Source organism: Lysinibacillus parviboronicapiens (genome assembly GCF_003049605.2).
Lineage (GTDB): Bacteria > Bacillota > Bacilli > Bacillales_A > Planococcaceae > Lysinibacillus > Lysinibacillus parviboronicapiens.
On record NZ_CP073713.1, the window covers coordinates 12,501 to 38,169 of the forward strand.

The following is a 25,669-nucleotide window of genomic DNA, read 5'->3' on the forward strand; positions in this document are numbered from 1 at the left end:
GAGCAGGTAAAAGCCCTGTAGTCGAAAGTTCATTCCCTCCTGAGTGGATCCTGAGTACGGCGGAACACGTGAAATTCCGTCGGAATCTGGGAGGACCATCTCCCAAGGCTAAATACTACCTAGTGACCGATAGTGAACCAGTACCGTGAGGGAAAGGTGAAAAGCACCCCGGAAGGGGAGTGAAAGAGATCCTGAAACCGTGTGCCTACAAGTAGTTAGAGCCCGTTAATGGGTGATAGCGTGCCTTTTGTAGAATGAACCGGCGAGTTACGATTACGTGCGAGGTTAAGTTTTAGAAGACGGAGCCGCAGCGAAAGCGAGTCTGAATAGGGCGAATTAGTACGTGGTCGTAGACCCGAAACCAGGTGATCTACCCATGTCCAGGGTGAAGGTAAGGTAACACTTACTGGAGGCCCGAACCCACGCACGTTGAAAAGTGCGGGGATGAGGTGTGGGTAGCGGAGAAATTCCAATCGAACCTGGAGATAGCTGGTTCTCTCCGAAATAGCTTTAGGGCTAGCCTCGTGATGAGAATACTGGAGGTAGAGCACTGTTTGGACTAGGGGGCCATCCCGGTTTACCGAATTCAGACAAACTCCGAATGCCAGATATTTATACACGGGAGTCAGACTGCGAGTGATAAGATCCGTAGTCAAAAGGGAAACAGCCCAGACCACCAGCTAAGGTCCCAAAGTAATCGTTAAGTGGAAAAGGATGTGGCGTTGCATAGACAACCAGGATGTTGGCTTAGAAGCAGCCATCATTTAAAGAGTGCGTAATAGCTCACTGGTCGAGTGACGCTGCGCCGAAAATGTATCGGGGCTAAACGATTCACCGAAGCTGTGGATTGACATCTACGATGTCAGTGGTAGGAGAGCGTTCTAAGTGCGTTGAAGTCAGACCGGAAGGACTGGTGGAGCGCTTAGAAGTGAGAATGCCGGTATGAGTAGCGAAAGACGGGTGAGAATCCCGTCCACCGTATGACTAAGGTTTCCTGAGGAAGGCTCGTCCGCTCAGGGTTAGTCGGGACCTAAGCCGAGGCCGATAGGCGTAGGCGATGGACAACAGGTTGATATTCCTGTACCACCTCCTCACCGTTTGAGAAATGGGGGGACGCAGTAGGATAGGGTAAGCGCGCCGTTGGTTGTGCGCGTCCAAGCAGTAAGGCGTGTGTGTAGGCAAATCCGCACACTGTAACGTTGAGCTGTGATGGCGAGTCCTTTAAGGACGAAGTTCCTGATTTCACACTGCCAAGAAAAGCCTCTATCGAGGTGAGAGGTGCCCGTACCGCAAACCGACACAGGTAGTCGAGGAGAGAATCCTAAGGTGTGCGAGAGAACTCTCGTTAAGGAACTCGGCAAAATGACCCCGTAACTTCGGGAGAAGGGGTGCTCTTGAGCGTGCAAGCGCATGAGAGCCGCAGTGAATAGGCCCAGGCGACTGTTTAGCAAAAACACAGGTCTCTGCAAAACCGTAAGGTGACGTATAGGGGCTGACGCCTGCCCGGTGCTGGAAGGTTAAGAGGAGTGGTTAGCGCAAGCGAAGCTGCGAATTGAAGCCCCAGTAAACGGCGGCCGTAACTATAACGGTCCTAAGGTAGCGAAATTCCTTGTCGGGTAAGTTCCGACCCGCACGAAAGGCGTAACGATCTGGGCACTGTCTCAACGAGAGACTCGGTGAAATTATAGTACCTGTGAAGATGCAGGTTACCCGCGACAGGACGGAAAGACCCCGTGGAGCTTTACTGTAGCCTGATATTGAATTTTGGTACAACTTGTACAGGATAGGTAGGAGCCAGAGATCTCGGAGCGCCAGCTTCGAAGGAGGCGTCGGTGGGATACTACCCTGGTTGTATTGAAATTCTAACCCATGCCCCTTAGCGGGGCAGGAGACAGTGTCAGGCGGACAGTTTGACTGGGGCGGTCGCCTCCTAAAAGGTAACGGAGGCGCCCAAAGGTTCCCTCAGAATGGTTGGAAATCATTCGTAGAGTGTAAAGGCACAAGGGAGCTTGACTGCGAGACCTACAAGTCGAGCAGGGTCGAAAGACGGGCTTAGTGATCCGGTGGTTCCGCATGGAAGGGCCATCGCTCAACGGATAAAAGCTACCCCGGGGATAACAGGCTTATCTCCCCCAAGAGTCCACATCGACGGGGAGGTTTGGCACCTCGATGTCGGCTCATCGCATCCTGGGGCTGTAGTCGGTCCCAAGGGTTGGGCTGTTCGCCCATTAAAGCGGTACGCGAGCTGGGTTCAGAACGTCGTGAGACAGTTCGGTCCCTATCCGTCGTGGGCGTAGGAAATTTGAGAGGAGCTGTCCTTAGTACGAGAGGACCGGGATGGACACACCGCTGGTGTACCAGTTGTCTTGCCAAAGGCATCGCTGGGTAGCTATGTGTGGACGGGATAAGTGCTGAAAGCATCTAAGCATGAAGCCCCCCTCAAGATGAGATTTCCCATTACGCAAGTAAGTAAGATCCCTCAAAGACGATGAGGTAGATAGGTTCGAGGTGGAAGTGTGGTGACACATGGAGCTGACGAATACTAATCGATCGAGGACTTAACCAAAATGTTTGAAACATTCAATGCACCGTTTATCCAGTTTTGAAAGAACAACATCTTTCTAAAAGAGGGTTTCAAGATACGAGTAGTTCAAGGAAGCAATTGAGAGAAGGAAGGAGCGTACCTAAGTACGTGACTGACTGAACGAATGAAGCTGACAAAGAAAGACGACGTATATTGAAAGCCAACAATAGTCTAGTGATGATGGCAAAGAGGTCACACCCGTTCCCATACCGAACACGGAAGTTAAGCTCTTTAGCGCCGATGGTAGTTGGGGGCTTCCCCCTGTGAGAGTAGGACATCGCTAGGCACACAAAACAGTCAGCTGAGTGCTGGCTGTTTTTTTGTTGTTTAAAAACATAAAAGGCTATTTTAAAACAAGGAGAAACTATAATTGTATAGTTTCTTCTTGTTTTATTTTACACGCCAATTTAAAGAACTTGGTTTAAATGTATATGTGTAAATATATATTTTTCTACAATGACTAATAAGGGGTCAATGCACCTTATAGTATTGTACAGCAATTGTTTCTATTAATTTGATATAGAAAAGTAGAATCAATTAATCCGAAAAGATTTAAATTAAATTTTGAGGGAATTCTAGTATATCGGCTAATTTGTATTAGTGATAGTGCACGTTGTTGTTGTTTTATATAAGGGACCTGACTTAGTAGAATGTTCATTTAGTAAATCTAAATTAAGTTATTACAATTAGGGTCATTTATAGGAATTTTGTTGAAATGTGTAATCTGTGAAACAATTACGAAAGGTATTTTTATAAATTGTAGTTTGAGAAAAGTAGTTACAACAGTTGAATCTATAGATCAATCGAATTGGAAACAAAAGCATTACCACAACTAGCTAAGCATGAGAGCTTGGACTTTATGGAAATGTAAGGTGTTTAAAGTAAATAAAATGTTTAAACCTAAAAGGTAACTGCATAATTTAAAATAGAGTTAATCTTTATCAATTAATAAGTAAATAGGATTGGAAAGTGTACTTAACCGTGCTGAAATTTTTTTGATTATCATAAATTCTAGAAAAGTAGAAACTATCGTTAATTTGACATCAATCTCCGTTTTAAGTTCTAATTCCATTACATAATTCTTATAATGTAAAGATTACTTGAAAAAGGAGAGGGAATTTTGTGGATTGATGGCGTTTTTTCGGGCGGAGGTTTAAAGGGTTTTGCATTGGTTGGGGCTTATCAAGTATTAGAAGATCAAAATTTCCGTTTTAAGAGAGTAGCCGGAACAAGTGCAGGGGCCATATTAGCAGCATTTATTGCTGCTGGATATAGTGGACAAGAGATTGAAAGAATGCTAGAAGAATTAGATGTGCCTTCACTATTAGATCCTCGAAAAACATTTCTACCACTTCCATTTATGAAATGGGTTAATGTATATAATCATTTAGGTTTATATAAAGGAAAAGCCTTAGAAAAATGGTTCTTTCAAAAATTAGCGGCTAAAGGTGTTTATACCTTTGGCGATTTGCCTAAAGGTTCATTGAAATTAGTGGCATCAGATTTAACCAATGGTAGAATGATTGTATTACCAGATGATTTGCACAAATATCATATCGATGCAGAAAATTTTTCAGTTGCATGTGCTTTACGTATGAGTTGTGGAATCCCTTTCTTCTTTGAGCCAGTTACTTTAAAGACCGGCAAGGGTGAATCTGTTATTGTTGATGGCGGGGTATTAAGTAACTTTCCTTTATGGATATTTGATGATGGCAATGGGCGTAAAGTGAGGCCGATAATAGGTCTTAAACTAAGTCGCCGTAGCGAAGAACAATGCCCACAAGAAATAAAAAATGGTTTAAATTTATTTGAAGCGCTATTTGCTACAATGAAGGGAGCACATGATGAAAGATATATTTCTAGAAGACACGAAAGGGATATTATTTTTATTCCTGTAGATGATTATAGTGCTACTCAATTTGATTTAAATGAAGAGACAAAGGAAACCTTACTAGAGATAGGAAGAAATCGTACTATCCAATTTCTAAAGACTTGGCCGAGGTTCAGAATATGAAAAACTATTATCATTATAAAAAAATGATATAAACTATTGACGTGCAACAATGTAGATGTTATTATATAAAAGTTGCTGTTACGACATGCAACTACGAAAATATAAAAGTAAAATAACTGTTTGACATTATCTTAAAAACATGTTATTATATAAAAGTTAACTCTTAACGAAAGAGTTAAGGTAAATGAACCTTGAAAACTGAACAAGCAAAACGTAATCAATAACGTTTTTAGTAACGAACTTCGGTTAGTGAACAAAACAAAATTTTGGACATCAAAATTGATGCCAGCAAAACAATTTGAGCTAATCAAATTTCTTTTATGGAGAGTTTGATCCTGGCTCAGGACGAACGCTGGCGGCGTGCCTAATACATGCAAGTCGAGCGAATGATGAGGAAGCTTGCTTCCTCTGATTTAGCGGCGGACGGGTGAGTAACACGTGGGCAACCTACCTTATAGTTTGGGATAACTCCGGGAAACCGGGGCTAATACCAAATAATCTCTTTTACTTCATGGTGAAAGACTAAAAGACGGTTTCGGCTGTCGCTATAGGATGGGCCCGCGGCGCATTAGCTAGTTGGTGAGGTAACGGCTCACCAAGGCAACGATGCGTAGCCGACCTGAGAGGGTGATCGGCCACACTGGGACTGAGACACGGCCCAGACTCCTACGGGAGGCAGCAGTAGGGAATCTTCCACAATGGGCGAAAGCCTGATGGAGCAACGCCGCGTGAGTGAAGAAGGATTTCGGTTCGTAAAACTCTGTTGTAAGGGAAGAACAAGTACAGTAGTAACTGGCTGTACCTTGACGGTACCTTATTAGAAAGCCACGGCTAACTACGTGCCAGCAGCCGCGGTAATACGTAGGTGGCAAGCGTTGTCCGGAATTATTGGGCGTAAAGCGCGCGCAGGTGGTTTCTTAAGTCTGATGTGAAAGCCCACGGCTCAACCGTGGAGGGTCATTGGAAACTGGGAGACTTGAGTGCAGAAGAGGATAGTGGAATTCCAAGTGTAGCGGTGAAATGCGTAGAGATTTGGAGGAACACCAGTGGCGAAGGCGACTATCTGGTCTGTAACTGACACTGAGGCGCGAAAGCGTGGGGAGCAAACAGGATTAGATACCCTGGTAGTCCACGCCGTAAACGATGAGTGCTAAGTGTTAGGGGGTTTCCGCCCCTTAGTGCTGCAGCTAACGCATTAAGCACTCCGCCTGGGGAGTACGGTCGCAAGACTGAAACTCAAAGGAATTGACGGGGGCCCGCACAAGCGGTGGAGCATGTGGTTTAATTCGAAGCAACGCGAAGAACCTTACCAGGTCTTGACATCCCATTGACCACTGTAGAGATACAGTTTTCCCTTCGGGGACAACGGTGACAGGTGGTGCATGGTTGTCGTCAGCTCGTGTCGTGAGATGTTGGGTTAAGTCCCGCAACGAGCGCAACCCTTGATCTTAGTTGCCATCATTTAGTTGGGCACTCTAAGGTGACTGCCGGTGACAAACCGGAGGAAGGTGGGGATGACGTCAAATCATCATGCCCCTTATGACCTGGGCTACACACGTGCTACAATGGACGATACAAACGGTTGCCAACTCGCGAGAGGGAGCTAATCCGATAAAGTCGTTCTCAGTTCGGATTGTAGGCTGCAACTCGCCTACATGAAGCCGGAATCGCTAGTAATCGCGGATCAGCATGCCGCGGTGAATACGTTCCCGGGCCTTGTACACACCGCCCGTCACACCACGAGAGTTTGTAACACCCGAAGTCGGTGAGGTAACCTTTTGGAGCCAGCCGCCGAAGGTGGGATAGATGATTGGGGTGAAGTCGTAACAAGGTAGCCGTATCGGAAGGTGCGGCTGGATCACCTCCTTTCTAAGGATATTTTCGGAATACAAACCTTGGGTTTGTAAGATTACGTTTTGCGTTCAGTTTTGAAGGTTCATTCTTCTGAATGAATAACTTCAAAACTTGTTCTTTGAAAACTGGATAAAACGACATTGAAATAGTAACAAACACATTTATTTTTTAAGTTTTTTAGGCTTAATAACAGATAATGTAGGGTTTCAAGACACAAGTAGTTCTAGGAAGCAAGCGAGAGAGGAAAGGAGCGTACCTTAGTACGTGACTGACTGAACGAGTGAAGCTGACAACGAAATACGCAGTGTATTGGAAGCCGACGTAGGTTAAGTTATTAAGGGCGCACGGCGAATGCCTTGGCACTAGGAGCCGAAGAAGGACGGCACTAACACCGATATGCTTCGGGGAGCTGTAAGTGAGCTTTGATCCGGAGATTTCCGAATGGGGGAACCCACTACGTTTAATCGCGTAGTATCTTGACGTGAATACATAGCGTCTTGAAGGCAGACCCAGGGAACTGAAACATCTAAGTACCTGGAGGAAGAGAAAGAAAAATCGATTCCCTGAGTAGCGGCGAGCGAAACGGGAAGAGCCCAAACCAAGAGGCTTGCCTCTTGGGGTTGTAGGACACTCAATACGGAGTTACAAAAGAATGAGTTAGATGAAGCGACTTGGAAAGGTCCGCCAGAGCAGGTAAAAGCCCTGTAGTCGAAAGTTCATTCCCTCCTGAGTGGATCCTGAGTACGGCGGAACACGTGAAATTCCGTCGGAATCTGGGAGGACCATCTCCCAAGGCTAAATACTACCTAGTGACCGATAGTGAACCAGTACCGTGAGGGAAAGGTGAAAAGCACCCCGGAAGGGGAGTGAAAGAGATCCTGAAACCGTGTGCCTACAAGTAGTTAGAGCCCGTTAATGGGTGATAGCGTGCCTTTTGTAGAATGAACCGGCGAGTTACGATTACGTGCGAGGTTAAGTTTTAGAAGACGGAGCCGCAGCGAAAGCGAGTCTGAATAGGGCGAATTAGTACGTGGTCGTAGACCCGAAACCAGGTGATCTACCCATGTCCAGGGTGAAGGTAAGGTAACACTTACTGGAGGCCCGAACCCACGCACGTTGAAAAGTGCGGGGATGAGGTGTGGGTAGCGGAGAAATTCCAATCGAACCTGGAGATAGCTGGTTCTCTCCGAAATAGCTTTAGGGCTAGCCTCGTGATGAGAATACTGGAGGTAGAGCACTGTTTGGACTAGGGGGCCATCCCGGTTTACCGAATTCAGACAAACTCCGAATGCCAGATATTTATACACGGGAGTCAGACTGCGAGTGATAAGATCCGTAGTCAAAAGGGAAACAGCCCAGACCACCAGCTAAGGTCCCAAAGTAATCGTTAAGTGGAAAAGGATGTGGCGTTGCATAGACAACCAGGATGTTGGCTTAGAAGCAGCCATCATTTAAAGAGTGCGTAATAGCTCACTGGTCGAGTGACGCTGCGCCGAAAATGTATCGGGGCTAAACGATTCACCGAAGCTGTGGATTGACATCTACGATGTCAGTGGTAGGAGAGCGTTCTAAGTGCGTTGAAGTCAGACCGGAAGGACTGGTGGAGCGCTTAGAAGTGAGAATGCCGGTATGAGTAGCGAAAGACGGGTGAGAATCCCGTCCACCGTATGACTAAGGTTTCCTGAGGAAGGCTCGTCCGCTCAGGGTTAGTCGGGACCTAAGCCGAGGCCGATAGGCGTAGGCGATGGACAACAGGTTGATATTCCTGTACCACCTCCTCACCGTTTGAGAAATGGGGGGACGCAGTAGGATAGGGTAAGCGCGCCGTTGGTTGTGCGCGTCCAAGCAGTAAGGCGTGTGTGTAGGCAAATCCGCACACTGTAACGTTGAGCTGTGATGGCGAGTCCTTTAAGGACGAAGTTCCTGATTTCACACTGCCAAGAAAAGCCTCTATCGAGGTGAGAGGTGCCCGTACCGCAAACCGACACAGGTAGTCGAGGAGAGAATCCTAAGGTGTGCGAGAGAACTCTCGTTAAGGAACTCGGCAAAATGACCCCGTAACTTCGGGAGAAGGGGTGCTCTTGAGCGTGCAAGCGCATGAGAGCCGCAGTGAATAGGCCCAGGCGACTGTTTAGCAAAAACACAGGTCTCTGCAAAACCGTAAGGTGACGTATAGGGGCTGACGCCTGCCCGGTGCTGGAAGGTTAAGAGGAGTGGTTAGCGCAAGCGAAGCTGCGAATTGAAGCCCCAGTAAACGGCGGCCGTAACTATAACGGTCCTAAGGTAGCGAAATTCCTTGTCGGGTAAGTTCCGACCCGCACGAAAGGCGTAACGATCTGGGCACTGTCTCAACGAGAGACTCGGTGAAATTATAGTACCTGTGAAGATGCAGGTTACCCGCGACAGGACGGAAAGACCCCGTGGAGCTTTACTGTAGCCTGATATTGAATTTTGGTACAACTTGTACAGGATAGGTAGGAGCCAGAGATCTCGGAGCGCCAGCTTCGAAGGAGGCGTCGGTGGGATACTACCCTGGTTGTATTGAAATTCTAACCCATGCCCCTTAGCGGGGCAGGAGACAGTGTCAGGCGGACAGTTTGACTGGGGCGGTCGCCTCCTAAAAGGTAACGGAGGCGCCCAAAGGTTCCCTCAGAATGGTTGGAAATCATTCGTAGAGTGTAAAGGCACAAGGGAGCTTGACTGCGAGACCTACAAGTCGAGCAGGGTCGAAAGACGGGCTTAGTGATCCGGTGGTTCCGCATGGAAGGGCCATCGCTCAACGGATAAAAGCTACCCCGGGGATAACAGGCTTATCTCCCCCAAGAGTCCACATCGACGGGGAGGTTTGGCACCTCGATGTCGGCTCATCGCATCCTGGGGCTGTAGTCGGTCCCAAGGGTTGGGCTGTTCGCCCATTAAAGCGGTACGCGAGCTGGGTTCAGAACGTCGTGAGACAGTTCGGTCCCTATCCGTCGTGGGCGTAGGAAATTTGAGAGGAGCTGTCCTTAGTACGAGAGGACCGGGATGGACACACCGCTGGTGTACCAGTTGTCTTGCCAAAGGCATCGCTGGGTAGCTATGTGTGGACGGGATAAGTGCTGAAAGCATCTAAGCATGAAGCCCCCCTCAAGATGAGATTTCCCATTACGCAAGTAAGTAAGATCCCTCAAAGACGATGAGGTAGATAGGTTCGAGGTGGAAGTGTGGTGACACATGGAGCTGACGAATACTAATCGATCGAGGACTTAACCAAAATGTTTGAAACATTCAATGCACCGTTTATCCAGTTTTGAAAGAACAACATCTTTCTAAAAGAGGGTTTCAAGATACGAGTAGTTCAAGGAAGCAATTGAGAGAAGGAAGGAGCGTACCTAAGTACGTGACTGACTGAACGAATGAAGCTGACAAAGAAAGACGACGTATATTGAAAGCCAACAATAGTCTAGTGATGATGGCAAAGAGGTCACACCCGTTCCCATACCGAACACGGAAGTTAAGCTCTTTAGCGCCGATGGTAGTTGGGGGCTTCCCCCTGTGAGAGTAGGACATCGCTAGGCACACAAAACAGTCAGCTGAGTGCTGGCTGTTTTTTTATTTATGAAAATACTAATGAAAAAATCAAATAATTAAAAGAAAAGTGTGCAAAACTTCTATAAAAAGCTGCTATCCGATGATAATCAGCTATTCATTATAATTTTGTGATACTATAAGTTGATAAAAAAGTAGTGTTATTAAAGTTAGATGTTGCGGTTTGAGGTTCTTGTTTTTTCCATAAGTAAGTATTTCACGTGCAATATTATACCTGTAAGTAAAGAAATTCTTTCTCTTACAATTGGAAATTAAGGGATACAAATTGATATAATTAAAAGTCTGAATTGTCTTTCTTTTATAAGTTTCTTGACAGTAGCATGACACGTTGTTAATCTTACAATTAATATTCTTTTAACTATAGGGGGAAGTTACGATAATGTGGGAAACTAAATTTGCCAAAGAAGGTTTAACTTTTGATGATGTATTATTAGTACCGGCTCATTCAGAAGTATTACCGAAAGATGTTGATTTATCAGTTCAACTAACACCAAAGATTAAATTAAATATTCCAATGGTCAGTGCAGGTATGGATACTGTAACAGAATCTAAAATGGCTATTGCTATGGCGCGCCAAGGTGGTATCGGTATTATCCATAAAAATATGGGTATTGATGAGCAAGCTGAACAAGTAGAAAAAGTAAAACGTTCTGAAAATGGTGTTATTACAAACCCATTCTTCTTAACTCCGACTCACCAAGTTTTCGATGCAGAGCATTTAATGGGTAAATACCGAATTTCAGGTGTACCAATTGTGGATAGTATGGAAAACCAAAAGCTCGTAGGAATTATTACAAACCGTGATTTACGTTTTATCTCTGACTACTCTTTAAAAATTGAAGATGTAATGACAAAAGAAGACTTGATTACAGCTCCTGTTGGTACGACTTTAGAGGATGCTGAAAAGATTCTTCAACAATATAAAATCGAGAAACTACCAATTGTTGATGAAGACGGTAAATTAACTGGTTTGATCACAATTAAAGATATTGAAAAAGTTATTGAATTCCCGAACGCTGCAAAAGATGTACATGGACGTTTACTAGTTGGTGCAGCGGTAGGTGTTTCAAAAGATACTATGATTCGCATTGAGAAGCTTGTGGAGGCACAAGTAGATATCGTAGTTATTGATACAGCACATGGTCATTCAGAGGGTGTGCTTCAAACAATTCGTTCGATTCGTGAAACTTACCCTGAATTAGAAATCATTGCTGGTAACGTGGCAACAGGCGAAGGCGCTCGTGCATTATTTGATGCTGGTGCAGATGTTGTCAAAGTAGGTATCGGACCAGGCTCTATTTGTACAACACGTGTTGTTGCGGGCGTTGGTGTACCACAAATTACAGCAGTTTACGATTGTGCGACAGTTGCTCGTGAAGTTGGTAAAACAATTATTGCGGATGGTGGAATTAAGTACTCTGGTGATATCGTAAAAGCTCTTGCAGCTGGTGGTAACATCGTTATGCTTGGATCACTTCTAGCGGGTACTTCAGAATCTCCTGGAGATACTGAAATTTTCCAAGGTCGTCGCTTTAAAGTTTATCGTGGAATGGGATCAATTGGAGCAATGGAAAAAGGTTCAAAAGATCGTTACTTCCAAGAGGATGCGAAGAAACTAGTACCAGAAGGTATTGAAGGCCGTCTGCCATATAAGGGTCCACTAGCAGATACAATTTATCAACTTATTGGTGGTATTCGTGCAGGTATGGGTTACTGTGGAGCACCTAGCCTTGAATATTTACGTGATAACGCTCAGTTCATCCGTATGACAGGTGCAGGTCTTCGTGAATCACACCCACATGATGTACAAATTACTAAAGAATCACCAAACTATTCAATGTAATATATTGTTAGCAACTTTTATGCTCTCGTATCGTCTACAAAGATGGCACGAGAGCATTTTTTTATGATAGAGATTGCGCACGGACGATAGTATCTATGATAAAATTGTCGAGGACAAGATTATTTATTGGAGGGCTTTGAAGGTGAAAAAGACAATGAACACCGTATTACGTTTGCTCCTAATTCCTGCTCTGTTATTTAGTATGTTTGCGGGAATTCCTGCGAAGGCAAATGCGGAATCAGATTTAGGACTAACAGTAGACGCTGCGATATTAATTGACGCAGACTCAGGAAAAATTCTATATGAAGAAAATGCAAATACTTCGTTAGGTATTGCGAGTATGACTAAAATGATGACAGAGTACTTACTTCTAGACGCAATTGATGCGGGTACGGTGAAGTGGGATCAGGAATACCGTGTAACAGATTATACGTATCGTATGTCTCAAAACCGCGCTTTAAGTAATGTACCATTACGTGCAGATGGTTCTTACACGATTCGTGAATTATATGAAGCAATGGCTATATATTCTGCTAACGCTTCAACAGTGGCTATTGCAGAAACCATTGCAGGAACTGAAACTGAATTTTTAAAACTAATGAACAAAAAAGCGGAAGAGCTTGGTCTTAAAGATTATAAATTTGTAAATTCTACAGGCCTTAATAATGCAGATTTATTTGGCATGCATCCATCAGGGACAGGCCCAGAAGATGAAAATGTGATGCCTGCTAAATCTGTAGCAAAGCTTGCGTACCATCTGCTAAAAGATCATCCTAAGGTATTAGATACGTCTAAAATTACGAAAAAGACGTTCCGTGAGGGTACAGATGATGCAATTGAAATGTCTAACTGGAACTTTATGTTACCTGGGCTAGTATTCCAATATGAAGGTGTAGACGGTTTAAAAACAGGTACAACAAACTTCGCAGGGCATTGTTTCACAGGTACTGCTGAGCGCAATGGTACACGTTTAATAGCAGTAGTGATGAAAGCCGTAGATGCAAGTGGTCAAGGCTCATATAAAGCCCGCTTTGATGCTACAGCAAAGTTATTTGACTATGGCTTCACACAGTTTTCAAAACATGAAATTATTCCAGCAGACTATAAATTCAAAGATCAAAAAACAGTGAAAGTTACGAAAGGGAAAGAAGACAAAGTAGCTATCGCTGTGAAAGAGCCAATTTCATTTATGGTGAAGTCATCAGAAAAAGATTTATATAAACCTAAATTAGAGTTAGATAAAAAGAGTTTGGAAGCAGAAGTGAAAAAAGATACTGTTGTGGGTAAGGTCGTTATTGAGCGCACAGAAGGCACAGATTACGGCTTTATTGATGGCAAGGAGTTTTCATCCGATGTAGTCACAACAGGAGCTGTGGAACGCGCTAGCGGTATCTCACTATTCTTCCAAGGGATCGGAAGCTTCTTCGGTAATCTATGGGGCGGCATTTCTGACTTCGTGGGCGGTTTATTTTAAAAATTAATGTAGAAGGAGCACGCAGATGTTAAAAAAACATAGCGTGTTCTTTTTTCACGTTTCATGAGTGATTTGCATACGCTATTAGTCGAAAGGATGTGGCTAAATGTGTGGCATTACAGGGTGGGCTAGCTTTCAAAAGGATTTGCGTAATAGTGATCAAATATTGAAGTCTATGACGCAAACGTTAAATAAAAGAGGACCAGATGATGAAAATACTTGGTGTAGTCAACATGTTGCATTTGGCCATCGACGGTTAGCGGTTATAGATTTAATCGGTGGGAAGCAGCCGATGAAAAAAATACACGATGGTGTAAACTATGTCATTACATATAATGGCGAGCTATTTAATACAGAGGAAATTCGCAAAGAGTTGCAAAAGAGAGGGCATATTTTCACAACACATTCAGATACTGAAGTACTTTTAACTGCTTATATAGAATGGCAAGAGCAATGTGTAGATTATTTAAATGGGATATTTGCTTTTGGTGTGTGGGATGAAAAAGCACAATCACTTTTTTTATGCCGGGATCGCTTAGGTGTAAAACCGTTGTATTATACGGAGCAGCAGGGTGGTTTGCTGTTTGCGTCAGAAGTGAAGGCATTATTGGCACACCCAACGGTTCAACCAATCGTTAATACGGAGGGGCTAGCCAATATTATGGCTGTAGGACCATCAAGAACACCAGGGAAGTCATTGTTCCACAATATTAATGAATTGCGCCCCGGATATGCTATGCGCTTTTCAAGAGAGGGAGTACGCATATGGCAGTATTGGCAGTTGCAAAGCAAAAAACATGAGGAATCGCTAGAAGATACTATTGATCAAGTACGTTTTTTACTAACGGATGCAATTGAACGTCAGCTTATATCAGATGTACCCATTTGTACTTTTCTTTCAGGTGGCTTAGACTCAAGTATAATTACAGGTATTGCCGCAAATACGTTCCAACAACAAAATAAAGGCAACCTTCATACGTACTCAATTGACTATGAGGACAATGAACGCTTCTTTAATCCGCATTCTTTTCAAGTGTCAACGGACACATATTGGATTCAAAAAATGAAAGAAACATTTGATACAACCCACCATGCAGAAGAAATTTCACAACAACAGTTAATTGCTTTATTAGTAGAAGCAGTAATTGTAAGAGATTCACCAGGTATGGCTGATGTAGATTCCTCGTTGTTATGGTTTTGCAGGGAAATTAAAAAAGATTTTACTGTCGCGTTATCAGGTGAATGTGCGGATGAAATTTTCGGTGGCTATCCATGGTTTACAGAGAGTACTGAAGGTTTTCCATGGATACGATCATTACCTGAAAGAACGGCCATGTTGCGAGAGGAATGGCGTAAAAAGTTATCTGTCGAATCCTATGCACAGCAAGTATATGCACAAACAATTGGCGAAGTACCACACCTAGATGGGGAAAGCATTGAGGCGTCAAAGCGACGTGAGATGTTTTATTTAAACATGGTTTGGTTTATGCAAACATTGCTCGAACGGAAAGACCGTATGAGTATGGGTGCGAGTCTGGAAGTGCGTGTACCGTTTGCAGATCATCGTCTTGTAGAATATGCATGGAATATTCCTTGGGAAATGAAGAATTTAGATGGCAAGGAAAAGGGATTACTTCGAAAAGCAATGGAACATTTATTGCCTGAGGAAGTGTTATATCGAAAAAAGAACCCCTATCCGAAAACCTATCATCCTGTGTATACAACTGGTGTTCAAAAATGGTTGAGAGATATATTGAGCGATAAAAATTCTATATTACATGAATTATTTGAACGACAAAAATTATCAGAGCTTATTGAAACAGGAGGCAAAACCTTTAAGGTTCCTTGGTACGGACAATTAATGGCAGGTCCTCAGTTACTTGCCTATTTAGGGCAGATACATGTATGGTTTGAGCATTATAATATTCAACTGAAGGAATCTTAAAAAGCAACAACCATCCATTCGCTTATAAAGCGAGATAGATGGTTGTTTTCTTTTATATTAAGGCATCTTAGTTAGTGATTATCTGCCATTAAAGTAATTTTTGGTATATTCCAGCAATCCATTAGTCTCTCAATTGAAGCTTCAATCTGATGAACGGGGATACCACCAAAGCCTAGTAAAAACTGTGCTTGTGTAGACAAGAGTCCATCCAGGCGATAATCCGATAAAGGATAGATACCAATCCCTGCATTGTTGGCATGCTGCTGTAATTGTTGTTCTGATAAAGGATGTTGAACGTTGAGTAGGACATGCATTCCGGCCTGTTCCCCTGTTATCTTAACTTGTGAGGAATAGTTTTCTAAAATAGTAGTTAACTTATCATGCTTTTTTCGGTACACTTTCCGCATGCGGTTTAAATGCTTAGAAAAATGACCATCGCGCATAAAATTTGCTACGATATGCTGATCGAATCTTGGCACGGTTGATGAATAGTAGTTAAAAACATCGTTATAAGTAGCAAGCAATTTTGGTGGCAGCACAAAATAAGCAACACGTAAGGAAGGCATTAAAGATTTTGTAAAGGTACTCATATAGATAACTTTATCGTTACGATCTAACGCTTGAAGGGCAGGAATAGGTTTTCCGGTATAGCGAAATTCAGAGTCATAATCATCCTCGATAATATAACGAGAAGGGCTCTGCGCAGCCCAATTCAAAGCTTGTGCTCGTCTTGTGGCAGATAATACAGCGCCTGTTGGAAATTGGTGAGAGGGTGTTATATAAACAACATCCGCACTTGTTTTTTCGAGTGCATGAATTACGATCCCTTCATCATCGACAGCAATTGGTAAAACCTTACGCTTATATTGTGAAAACATACGATGCACTGTAGGATAACCCGGATTTTCAAGTGCAAAGCAAGTATCTTCGCAAAAGAGACGTAAAATCATTGGGAGAAGCTGCTCTGTACCAGAGCCAATGACAATTTGCCCTGGACTACAAACAACCCCACGGGATTGGTATAAATAATTCGCAATTTCTGTCCGTAATGCTGGTTCTCCTTGGGGCTCCCCTGTTAATAATAATTCTTTTGAAGCATCATCAAAAAGATCTCTTGCGTATTTACGCCATGTTTGGAAGGGAAAGGCATCAATATCAATAGAACCAGGATTAAAATCAATGTTAAAGGATTTTTTCTTGGGTTGTTCGTTTATGAAAGCTGTTGTATCTGGTTGAATATACGGGAGGTCGTCAATTTCCTCTACAAAATAACCAACCCGTGATTTTGACATAATATAGCCTTCAGCAAGCAGTTGAGCATAGGCAATTTCAATTGTTGTTTGAGAAATATTTAAAAAATCTGCCAATTTTCGTTTCGACGGCAATTTTTCACCGACGGCAATTTTTTTCGTAATAATGGCTTCTTTTATACCACTATAAAGCTGATCGTAGAGCGGTTTACCGCCATCTTTTTCAAGTTCAAATAATAACATGTCCATGTTCAATAATTCACCTGACCTTATGATTATTTTATAAACTGAATATTTTTATATGGTCAATTTCTATTATACTAAATTTCATCATGAAGGTGGAGGTTTTAGAAAATGAAACAAACTGGGACAGAGTTAGTAAAACGTGGCATGGCTGAAATGCAAAAGGGTGGTGTCATCATGGACGTTATTAATGCTGAGCAGGCAAAAATCGCTGAGGCGGCGGGTGCTGTAGCTGTTATGGCTTTAGAGCGAGTACCATCAGATATACGTAAGGCGGGTGGTGTTGCCCGGATGGCCGATCCACGCATCGTAGAAGAAGTAATGGGAGCGGTCTCAATTCCTGTGATGGCAAAGGCGCGTATTGGTCATATTGTAGAAGCACGTGTGTTAGAAGCGATGGGTGTTGATTATATTGACGAGAGTGAAGTGTTAACACCAGCAGATGAGGAATACCATTTATTAAAGAGTGATTATACAGTGCCTTTTGTTTGTGGTTGTCGTGATTTAGGGGAAGCGGCACGTCGAATTGGAGAAGGCGCTTCAATGCTACGTACGAAGGGTGAGCCTGGTACAGGGAATATTGTAGAGGCAGTACGACATATTCGTAAGGTAAATGCACAGGTGCGAAAAGTCGTAGGTATGACAGAGGACGAATTAATGACAGAAGCTAAATTACTTGGAGCGCCATTTGAGTTATTACGAGAAATTAAAAGAATTGGTCGCTTACCAGTCGTTAACTTTGCAGCTGGAGGTGTTGCTACACCAGCGGATGCGGCGTTGATGATGGAGTTAGGGGCAGATGGAGTATTTGTTGGCTCAGGTATTTTTAAATCCGAAAATCCAGAAAAATTTGCACGTGCCATTGTAGAAGCTACAACACATTACAAGGATTATAAGATAATTGCGGACATTTCCAAAGAACTTGGCGTACCGATGAAAGGTATTGATATTGCACAGTTAAGTCTGAATGAACGTATGCAAGAACGAGGCTGGTAAGATGAAAAAGATTGGTATATTAGCCTTACAGGGTGCGGTAAGAGAGCATGTACAAATGTTAGAGGCACTTAGTTGTGAAGCTGTATTAGTAAAACATGTAAAGGATTTAGCAGAGCTGGATGCGCTTATATTGCCTGGTGGAGAAAGTACAACGATGAGGAAGTTACTAAATCGTTATGAGCTTCTTGCACCAATCAGTGTACTTGCGCAACAAGGTTTGCCGATGTTTGGTACTTGTGCGGGACTCATTTTGTTGGCAAAAGAAGTAATTGATTATGAACCGCATTTAGGTGTGATGGATGTAGTGGTGGAGCGCAATTCTTATGGACGTCAGGTAGATAGCTTTGAGATTAAACTTGATATTCCTACAATCGGTGACGCAATATCAGCAGTATTTATTCGTGCACCGCATATTGTATCGGTTGGCAAAGGTATTGAAATTCTAGCACAGTATGATGGGAAAATCGTGTTAGCTCGTGATGGTCATCTACTAGGGTGCTCATTCCATCCAGAATTAACGACGGATTCACGTATCCTCGAATATTTTGTGACATCTATGGTGTGACTTGCAAAATATCGTTTCATATAGTACAGTATGGTTAAAATTTAAATAACTGAACACGATGATGGGAAATAGTAGCAAGCACGTTTTTTTTAGAGAGTCAGCGGTTGGTGGAAGCTGATAAAAGCACTTGTGAATCCGTCCTGGAGTTGCGCAGTCGAAGTGAGTAAAGTAGGCTGTCGCCGGTTGAAATGCCGTTATGAAATAAGTGGATTAGGCAAATGTCTAATCAATTAGGGTGGCAACGCGGGTAGCTCTCGTCCCTTTCATGGGATGAGGGCTTTTTTGTGTTCATTTATAAAACCTACTCCCATCATTATTAATCTACTGGAGGTATGAACTATGTTAGATATTAAACGCGTCCGCGACAATTTCGCGGAAATTAAAGAAATGTTGTTAACACGTAATGAAGATTTAGGAAATTTAGACGACTTTGATGGCTTAGACGCGAAACGTCGTGAGTTAATCGCTAAAACAGAAGAACTTAAAGCTGAACGTAATAAAGTATCTGAGCAAATTTCTGTGATGAAGCGTAACAAAGAAAATGCAGATGCAGTAATTGCACGTATGCGTCAGGTAGGCGACGAAATTAAAGAGCTAGACATACAGTTAAATGATGTAGAAGATCGCTTCAAAGATATGATGATGCGCTTACCAAATGTTCCGCACGAATCTGTGCCTGTAGGGACAACAGAAGATGACAATGTTGAAGTATTAAAATGGGGCGAAGTACCAACTTTTGATTTTGAAATTAAAGCACACTGGGACATTGCTACAGATCTTCAAATTGTAGACTTTGAACGCGGCGCAAAAGTAACGGGTAGCCGATTCTTATTCTATCGTGGACTTGGCGCTCGCTTGGAACGTGCATTAATGAGCTTTATGATGGATTTACATGCAGAAGAGCATGGTTATGAAGAAATGCTACCACCTGTCATTGTAAATCGTGATAGCTTAACAGGTACAGGGCAACTCCCTAAATTTGAAGAGGATGTCTTCAAATTAGATAACACAGATTATTTCATGATTCCAACAGCTGAAGTGCCAGTGACAAATTTCTACAGAGATGAGATTCTCCCTATTGAAGCTTTACCACAGGGCTTTGCAGCTTACAGTGCTTGCTTCCGTTCAGAAGCGGGCTCTGCAGGGCGTGATACTCGTGGTTTAATTCGTCAGCACCAATTTAACAAAGTGGAATTAGTGCGTTTTGTAAAACCAGAGGAATCTTATGATCAACTAGAGCTATTAACAGGTCATGCTGAGAAGGTATTGCAATTATTAGGCTTACCATATCGTAAATTAAAAATGTGTACTGCTGATTTAGGCTTCACAGCTGCGAAAAAATATGATTTAGAAGTATGGATTCCAGCACAAAATATGTACCGTGAAATCTCTTCTTGCTCAAACTTTGAGGATTTCCAAGCGCGTCGTGCAAATATTCGATTCCGTCGTGAGCCAAATGCAAAACCAGAGTTTGTACACACATTAAACGGTTCAGGTCTGGCAATTGGTCGTACCGTAGCAGCGATTTTAGAAAACTATCAACAAGCTGACGGAAGCGTAGTAATGCCAGAAGTGTTAAGACCATATATGGGCGGAAAAGACATTATTGCCCCTAAATAATGTCAGTGGCAAGGAACAGCTCACACTCCAGTTTGAGAGCAGTGTAATAAGCAAAGGAGTATAGATGGGCGAAAAGAAGTAATAACTTCACAAGTGATACAACAACTACTTTAGTGTGCTTATTTCGGAGTTACCTAAAGTAGTTTTTTGTGTTAATAATGTTCTTTTAAGATATTTTTTATTTGAATCAATTTAATAACATCGTCCAACAAGAAGCAATAGTTTGATTTAAACCTATATAATGCTTTTCTCATAACAAAAAACAGCCAGGAACTCTTTTAATCTATCACTTAGTTATAGCTACTTCAGAGTTTTTGGCTGTTTTTATTTATTCCGATTTTTGGCGTTCAATTTCTTTTCGTGCCTTTTTCTCAGCCTTTTTTCGTTCACGTAATGCACGGAAAAATTCTGTTAAAATTTGGCCGCATTCCTCAGCTAAAATACCTTCTGTCACTTCACACTCATGGTTAAAGCGAGCATCATTTAATAGGCGATAGAGGGAATCTACACAGCCCGCTTTCATATCTCTTGCACCATACACAACACGAGGTACGCGAGACTGTAAGATAGCGCCTGCACACATAGGGCAAGGTTCAAGTGTAACGTAAAGAGTTGTTTCTTCTAGACGCCAGCTACCTATTTTTTCACATGCCTCTTGAATCACCATTAATTCAGCATGAGTTGTCGCATTTTGAGTTGTTTCACGCAAATTATGGGCACGTGCAATAATTTTTCCATCGTATACAAGTACGGCTCCTATTGGTACTTCTCCAAGCATAGCCGCTTTTTTTGCTTCTTCTAAGGCACTTCGCATAAATGTGCGATCTGTTTCAAAAATATCCACTAGTATCTCTCCTTAAAAGTAAGTGTATCATGCGTTTAAATTTATTTTCAAATTGAATAAGAAATAACCTATTGTGGAATCCGTATTTTGAGTAGATTTCCATTTCTTTCTTTTTAAATTGACATTCCTTAAATAACCATTTATATTTATATATGAACACATGCTCATATATAAATATTGTTTTTGGGGGGGATAGTATAAATGACTGAAGAAATTAAAAAGAACAATGCAGAAGTACAATTTGAGAAGGAACAACATTTAGACGAAGAGACATTATTTGTTGTGTCTCAAACGTTTAAAGCGTTAAGTGATCCTACGAGAATACGTATTTTAAACTTATTATGTACAGACGAACATGCGGTTAACGACATAGCTGAAATTTTAGACCTGAGCCAATCAACAGTGTCCCATCAACTACGCTTTTTAAAAAATTTACGATTAGTGAAATTTAGAAGAGAGGGCACTTCGTTATATTACTCAAAAGACGATGATCACATTATGAATTTATTGAAGCAAGCAATTGAACACGCTACGCACAACTAGATAATCTTTATTAGCAGAGGCGCAAATCATATTGACTAAGACGAAAATAAATAATGGAGGGATAGACATGGGGCATAATCACGACCATGGCCATGACCATACACATGGCGCAAATAAAAAAGTATTATTACTGTCATTTATAATTATAACGAGTTATATGGTTATTGAAGCGATAGGAGGCTATTTAACAAATAGTCTGGCACTCTTATCGGATGCTGGTCATATGTTGAGTGATTCCATCTCGTTAGCAATAGCACTCCTCGCTTTTATGTTTGGAGAAAAAGCAGCTAGCTATAGTAAAACATACGGTTATAAACGCTTCGAAATTTTGGCTGCAGTGTTAAATGGCGTTACATTGATTTTGATTGCTTTATTTATTTTCTATGAAGCAATTGAACGTTTTGCAAATCCACCTGAAGTAGCAACTACGGGCATGCTTATTATTAGCGTCATTGGTTTAGCAATTAATATATTAGTTGCATGGATTATGATGCGTGGCGGTGATACAGAGGACAATTTAAATATGCGTGGCGCCTTTTTACATGTTCTAAGTGATATGCTTGGTTCTGTAGGAGCAATTATAGCTGCATTATTAATTATGTTTTTTGGTTGGGGTTGGGCTGATCCACTGGCAAGTGTAATTGTCGCATTATTAGTTCTAAGAAGCGGTTACTATGTAACAAAGGCTGCTATTCATGTTCTAATGGAAGGAACGCCTTCAAATGTTGATGTAGAGGAAATTATTCAAACAATTGAGCGAACTGGAGGTGTCCAAAGTATCCATGATTTACATATTTGGACAATTACGAGTGGAACAAATGCACTTTCTTGCCATGCTGTTGTGGATGCTCAGCTAAAAATCGCGGACAGTGAGCATATATTACGTGAAATTGAACATAATCTTGAGCATAAGGGAATAAAACATGTAACGATACAGTTGGAGACAGCAGCACATAAACATGATGATTCAATTTTATGCAAGATAAAAAATGAACAATCGGATCATCACCATTAACAAAGGACTTTTTGTACTAAATCTTTCTGCTTTGCATACCCCTGTTGGGTATGGTATGATAATTGTGAAATAGGAGGTGAATATGATGGAGGACACAGTGAAAGAAGATGCTTGTCATACAGCGGAAGGGGCGTCGTGTCGAAAAAGTCATCACCCTGAGCGTGTCAAAAAAGATTTGACTACTCGTTTAAATCGAGTCGAGGGTCAAATACGAGGCATTAAAGGCATGGTTGAAAAAGACGTTTACTGTGATGATATTATTACGCAATTATCTGCTACGCAGTCGGCTTTAAACAGTGTAGCGAAGATTTTATTAGAAGGTCATTTAAAAGGTTGTGTTGTAGATCGTCTGTCAGATGGTGATGAAGCAGTGTTAGATGAATTAATAGTGACCATTCAAAAATTAATGAAAAAATAAAAGATTTTATAGATGATTTAAACCATAATGTTTGAGAAATTAACAGTTTTTCAACTAAAATATTACACCTATAAAAGGAGAGATTTTTTATGCAAAACGTAACATTAAATGTGCAAGGAATGTCATGTGGCCACTGTGTAAACTCAGTGGAAAAGGGTATTGGAACTCTAGCTGGTGTAGAACAAGTAAAAGTAAACTTAGCAGAAGGTTTAGTAGATGTATCTTTCAATGAAACACAAGTAACGCTTGAACAAATCAAAGAAGCGATTGATGATCAAGGCTATGAGGTAAAGTAAAAAAGCGAGTGCTCAAGTAGCACTCTCTTATTTTCAATTTTATATACCCCCCGTCGGTATAGGAGAGAGGTGGAAAAGTACATGAGTTCTGAATTGAAAGAAGCCAATCTACAAATTACAGGTATGACGTGTGCAGCCTGTGCAACGCGTATAGAAAAAGGTTTGAATAAAATGGAGGGCGTTGAGCAAGCAACGGTTAATTTAGCGCTTGAAAAGTCATCTATTAAATATAATCCAACGAAGCTATCTGAGGGAGATTTCCAAAAGAAAATTGAAGCGCTTGGTTACGGCGTCGTAAAACAAAAAACAGAATTAGATATAACCGGTATGACATGTGCAGCTTGTGCAACACGTATAGAAAAAGGCATAAATAAGCTTGAAGGTGTATCATTTGCGAATGTTAACTTGGCACTTGAAAAAGCAACAGTTGAATTTAATCCATCTGAAGTTGCAGTTACAGATATTATTGCAAAAGTAGAGAAATTAGGATATGTTGCACACCAAAAAGCGGATGACCAAGAAACGGCAGATCATCGTGAAAAAGCCATTAAGCAACAGCAACACAAATTTATTTTATCGGCGATTCTATCGCTTCCATTACTTTGGACGATGGTAGGACATTTTTCATTTACTTCATTTTTATATGTTCCAGAATTGCTAATGAATCCATGGGTGCAGATGGTGCTAGCAACTCCAGTTCAATTTATGATAGGAAAACAATTTTATGTTGGTGCATATAAAGCATTACGTAATGGTAGTGCCAATATGGACGTACTTGTAGTGATGGGGACATCAGCAGCCTATTTTTACAGTGTTTATCAGGCTATTGTGACAGCAGGTTCACATCATGGGCCACATTTATATTTTGAAACAAGTGCTGTATTAATTACCTTAATTCTTTTAGGTAAATTATTTGAAGCAAAAGCCAAAGGTCGTTCATCTGAAGCTATTAAAAAATTAATGGGCCTTCAGGCAAAAACGGCAATTGTCGTGCGCGACGGAGTTGAAAAAGAAGTTCCTTTAGAAGAAGTGGTAATTGGTGACATCATTTTAGTTAAACCAGGTGAAAAAATCCCAGTAGATGGTGAAGTATTAGAGGGGACAACAGCTGTGGATGAATCCATGTTAACCGGGGAAAGTTTACCTGTTGATAAAAAGCAAGGTGAACTACTATTCGGTTCAACAATTAATAAGAATGGTTTTATAAAAATGTTAGCCACAAAGGTTGGCCGTGACACAGCACTTGCACAAATTATTAAAGTTGTTGAAGATGCGCAGGGTTCAAAAGCACCAATTCAACGTTTAGCAGACCGAATTTCGGGCATATTTGTACCGATCGTTGTTGGTATTGCGATTGTAACGTTCCTCATTTGGATTATTTGGGTTCAACCAGGTGAAGTTACACCTGCACTTGAAGTATTAATTGCCGTACTGGTTATCGCTTGTCCATGTGCGCTTGGTTTAGCAACACCAACATCTATAATGGCAGGATCAGGTCGCGCAGCTGAATTTGGTATTTTATTTAAAGGTGGCGAGCATCTAGAGCAAACCCAAAGCATTGATACAGTAGTTGTCGATAAAACGGGTACAGTTACACATGGTAAACCGGTACTAACGGATGTTATGGTAGCAGCAAATCAAAACGAAGAACAATTCTTAGCGTTGATTGGTGCAGCAGAAAAACAATCTGAGCATCCACTGGCAGAAGCCATTGTACAGGGAATTGTAGATCGTAACATTGAGCTTGGAGATGTACAATTTTTTGAAGCAGTTCCTGGCTATGGCGTTCAAGCGACTGTATCAGGTCAGGGAGTTATTATTGGGACACGTAAATTAATGAAACAATATGGCATCGATATAGAAGAAGTTCTCCCAGCAATGGAAGTATTAGAAGAGAACGGTAAAACAGCAATGTTAGCAGCCATTAATGGACACTATGCTGGTCTAGTAGCAGTTGCAGATACTGTTAAAGATACATCGAAAGAAGCTGTTCGTCGTTTACAAAACATGGGTATTACAGTCATGATGATGACGGGTGACAATGAACGTACAGCAAAAGCAATCGGTGCAGAAGTTGGAGTCGATGATGTTATTGCTGAGGTGCTACCTGAAGGTAAAGCAGAAGAGGTGAAAAAACTACAAGCTGCTGGTAAAAAGGTGGCGATGGTCGGTGATGGTATTAATGATGCGCCCGCACTTGCAATAGCCAATATTGGGATGGCAATTGGAACAGGTACAGATGTAGCTATGGAAGCAGCGGATATTACACTAATTCGAGGTGACTTAAACAGTATTGCTGATGCCATTATTATGAGTCGTAAGACAATGCGTAATATTAAACAAAACTTATTCTGGGCTTTTGCTTACAATACGCTAGGTATCCCAATTGCAGCAATTGGACTACTGGCACCATGGGTTGCTGGTGCAGCTATGGCTTTTAGTTCAGTATCAGTTGTCTTAAATGCTTTACGTTTACAGCGAGTAAAATTATAGTGATGAATCCGGCCCACTTCGGTGGGCTTTTTTACTGTCTATTGTAATTGCGGTATATGTTGATTCTGTTTTTCACTTTCTCAC

The 25,669-nt window shown here is 41.9% G+C and carries 14 protein-coding genes, 5 rRNA genes and 1 other annotated feature (1 of these 20 running past the window's edge); of the genes, 17 read left to right on the forward strand and 2 right to left on the reverse strand.

Annotated elements, in window-relative coordinates; genetic code table 11:
• The 9 genes from C9J31_RS00055 to asnB all read left to right on the forward strand — a co-directional run.
• Positions 1-2,566, forward strand: a 23S ribosomal RNA gene (locus tag C9J31_RS00055); it begins 363 nt to the left of the window's first position.
• A gap of 188 nt (positions 2,567-2,754) precedes the next feature.
• A 5S ribosomal RNA gene (rrf, locus tag C9J31_RS00060) occupies positions 2,755-2,870 on the forward strand.
• An 834-nt stretch (positions 2,871-3,704) separates the two neighbouring features.
• On the forward strand, positions 3,705-4,598 hold the full coding sequence (locus C9J31_RS00065) for a patatin-like phospholipase family protein (protein WP_107951744.1): 894 nt from the start codon (positions 3,705-3,707) through the stop codon (positions 4,596-4,598).
• A 317-nt stretch (positions 4,599-4,915) separates the two neighbouring features.
• A 16S ribosomal RNA gene (locus C9J31_RS00070) occupies positions 4,916-6,467 on the forward strand.
• Between the two features lie 309 nt (positions 6,468-6,776).
• Positions 6,777-9,705, forward strand: a 23S ribosomal RNA gene (locus tag C9J31_RS00075).
• A 188-nt stretch (positions 9,706-9,893) separates the two neighbouring features.
• A 5S ribosomal RNA gene (rrf, locus tag C9J31_RS00080) occupies positions 9,894-10,009 on the forward strand.
• Together the 16S, 23S and 5S rRNA genes form the textbook arrangement of a ribosomal RNA operon.
• A gap of 410 nt (positions 10,010-10,419) precedes the next feature.
• Positions 10,420-11,883 carry an IMP dehydrogenase gene (gene guaB, locus C9J31_RS00085; RefSeq protein ID WP_010856978.1) on the forward strand — a complete coding sequence of 488 codons (1,464 nt, stop codon included), beginning with the start codon at positions 10,420-10,422 and terminating at the stop codon, positions 11,881-11,883.
• A 142-nt stretch (positions 11,884-12,025) separates the two neighbouring features.
• Entirely contained in the window at positions 12,026-13,357 is a 1,332-nt protein-coding gene (locus tag C9J31_RS00090) for a D-alanyl-D-alanine carboxypeptidase family protein (protein WP_107951695.1), read from the forward strand.
• Between the two features lie 106 nt (positions 13,358-13,463).
• The gene (gene asnB / locus C9J31_RS00095; protein ID WP_107951694.1) at positions 13,464-15,302 is read left to right on the forward strand and encodes an asparagine synthase (glutamine-hydrolyzing); all 1,839 of its coding nucleotides are present in this window, start codon (positions 13,464-13,466) and stop codon (positions 15,300-15,302) included.
• Positions 15,303-15,373: 71 nt separating this feature from the next.
• Here asnB and pdxR read toward each other — a convergent pair whose 3' ends face one another.
• A complete protein-coding gene (gene pdxR / locus C9J31_RS00100; RefSeq protein WP_107951693.1) occupies positions 15,374-16,801 on the reverse strand; it encodes a MocR-like pyridoxine biosynthesis transcription factor PdxR in 1,428 nt (475 codons plus the stop codon).
• 105 nt (positions 16,802-16,906) lie between these two features.
• On the opposite strand from pdxR, the gene pdxS reads away from it, so the two are divergent.
• The 3 genes from pdxS (at position 16,907) to serS (ending at position 19,976) form a co-directional block, all read left to right on the forward strand.
• A complete protein-coding gene (pdxS, locus tag C9J31_RS00105; RefSeq protein WP_054768653.1) occupies positions 16,907-17,791 on the forward strand; it encodes a pyridoxal 5'-phosphate synthase lyase subunit PdxS in 885 nt (294 codons plus the stop codon).
• 1 nt (position 17,792) lies between these two features.
• Complete coding sequence (gene pdxT, locus C9J31_RS00110; RefSeq protein ID WP_107951692.1) at positions 17,793-18,356, forward strand: pyridoxal 5'-phosphate synthase glutaminase subunit PdxT; 564 nt, start codon at positions 17,793-17,795, stop codon at positions 18,354-18,356.
• A 49-nt stretch (positions 18,357-18,405) separates the two neighbouring features.
• Positions 18,406-18,621: a binding site (T-box leader), on the forward strand.
• A gap of 74 nt (positions 18,622-18,695) precedes the next feature.
• A complete protein-coding gene (gene serS / locus C9J31_RS00115; RefSeq protein ID WP_211634928.1) occupies positions 18,696-19,976 on the forward strand; it encodes a serine--tRNA ligase in 1,281 nt (426 codons plus the stop codon).
• A gap of 328 nt (positions 19,977-20,304) precedes the next feature.
• Here serS and tadA read toward each other — a convergent pair whose 3' ends face one another.
• Positions 20,305-20,820: a tRNA adenosine(34) deaminase TadA gene (tadA, locus tag C9J31_RS00120; RefSeq protein WP_193767211.1), complete on the reverse strand. Its 516-nt coding sequence runs from the start codon at positions 20,818-20,820 to the stop codon at positions 20,305-20,307.
• A 201-nt stretch (positions 20,821-21,021) separates the two neighbouring features.
• On the opposite strand from tadA, the gene C9J31_RS00125 reads away from it, so the two are divergent.
• The 5 genes from C9J31_RS00125 (at position 21,022) to C9J31_RS00145 (ending at position 25,585) form a co-directional block, all read left to right on the forward strand.
• On the forward strand, positions 21,022-21,363 hold the full coding sequence (locus C9J31_RS00125) for an ArsR/SmtB family transcription factor (protein WP_107926798.1): 342 nt from the start codon (positions 21,022-21,024) through the stop codon (positions 21,361-21,363).
• A gap of 67 nt (positions 21,364-21,430) precedes the next feature.
• On the forward strand, positions 21,431-22,378 hold the full coding sequence (locus C9J31_RS00130; RefSeq protein ID WP_107951679.1) for a cation diffusion facilitator family transporter: 948 nt from the start codon (positions 21,431-21,433) through the stop codon (positions 22,376-22,378).
• A gap of 85 nt (positions 22,379-22,463) precedes the next feature.
• Positions 22,464-22,796: a metal-sensitive transcriptional regulator gene (locus C9J31_RS00135; protein WP_107951678.1), complete on the forward strand. Its 333-nt coding sequence runs from the start codon at positions 22,464-22,466 to the stop codon at positions 22,794-22,796.
• 89 nt (positions 22,797-22,885) lie between these two features.
• Positions 22,886-23,092 carry a copper chaperone CopZ gene (gene copZ / locus C9J31_RS00140; protein ID WP_107951677.1) on the forward strand — a complete coding sequence of 69 codons (207 nt, stop codon included), beginning with the start codon at positions 22,886-22,888 and terminating at the stop codon, positions 23,090-23,092.
• 81 nt (positions 23,093-23,173) lie between these two features.
• Positions 23,174-25,585 carry a heavy metal translocating P-type ATPase gene (locus C9J31_RS00145; protein ID WP_107951676.1) on the forward strand — a complete coding sequence of 804 codons (2,412 nt, stop codon included), beginning with the start codon at positions 23,174-23,176 and terminating at the stop codon, positions 25,583-25,585.
• Positions 25,586-25,669 lie beyond the last annotated feature (84 nt).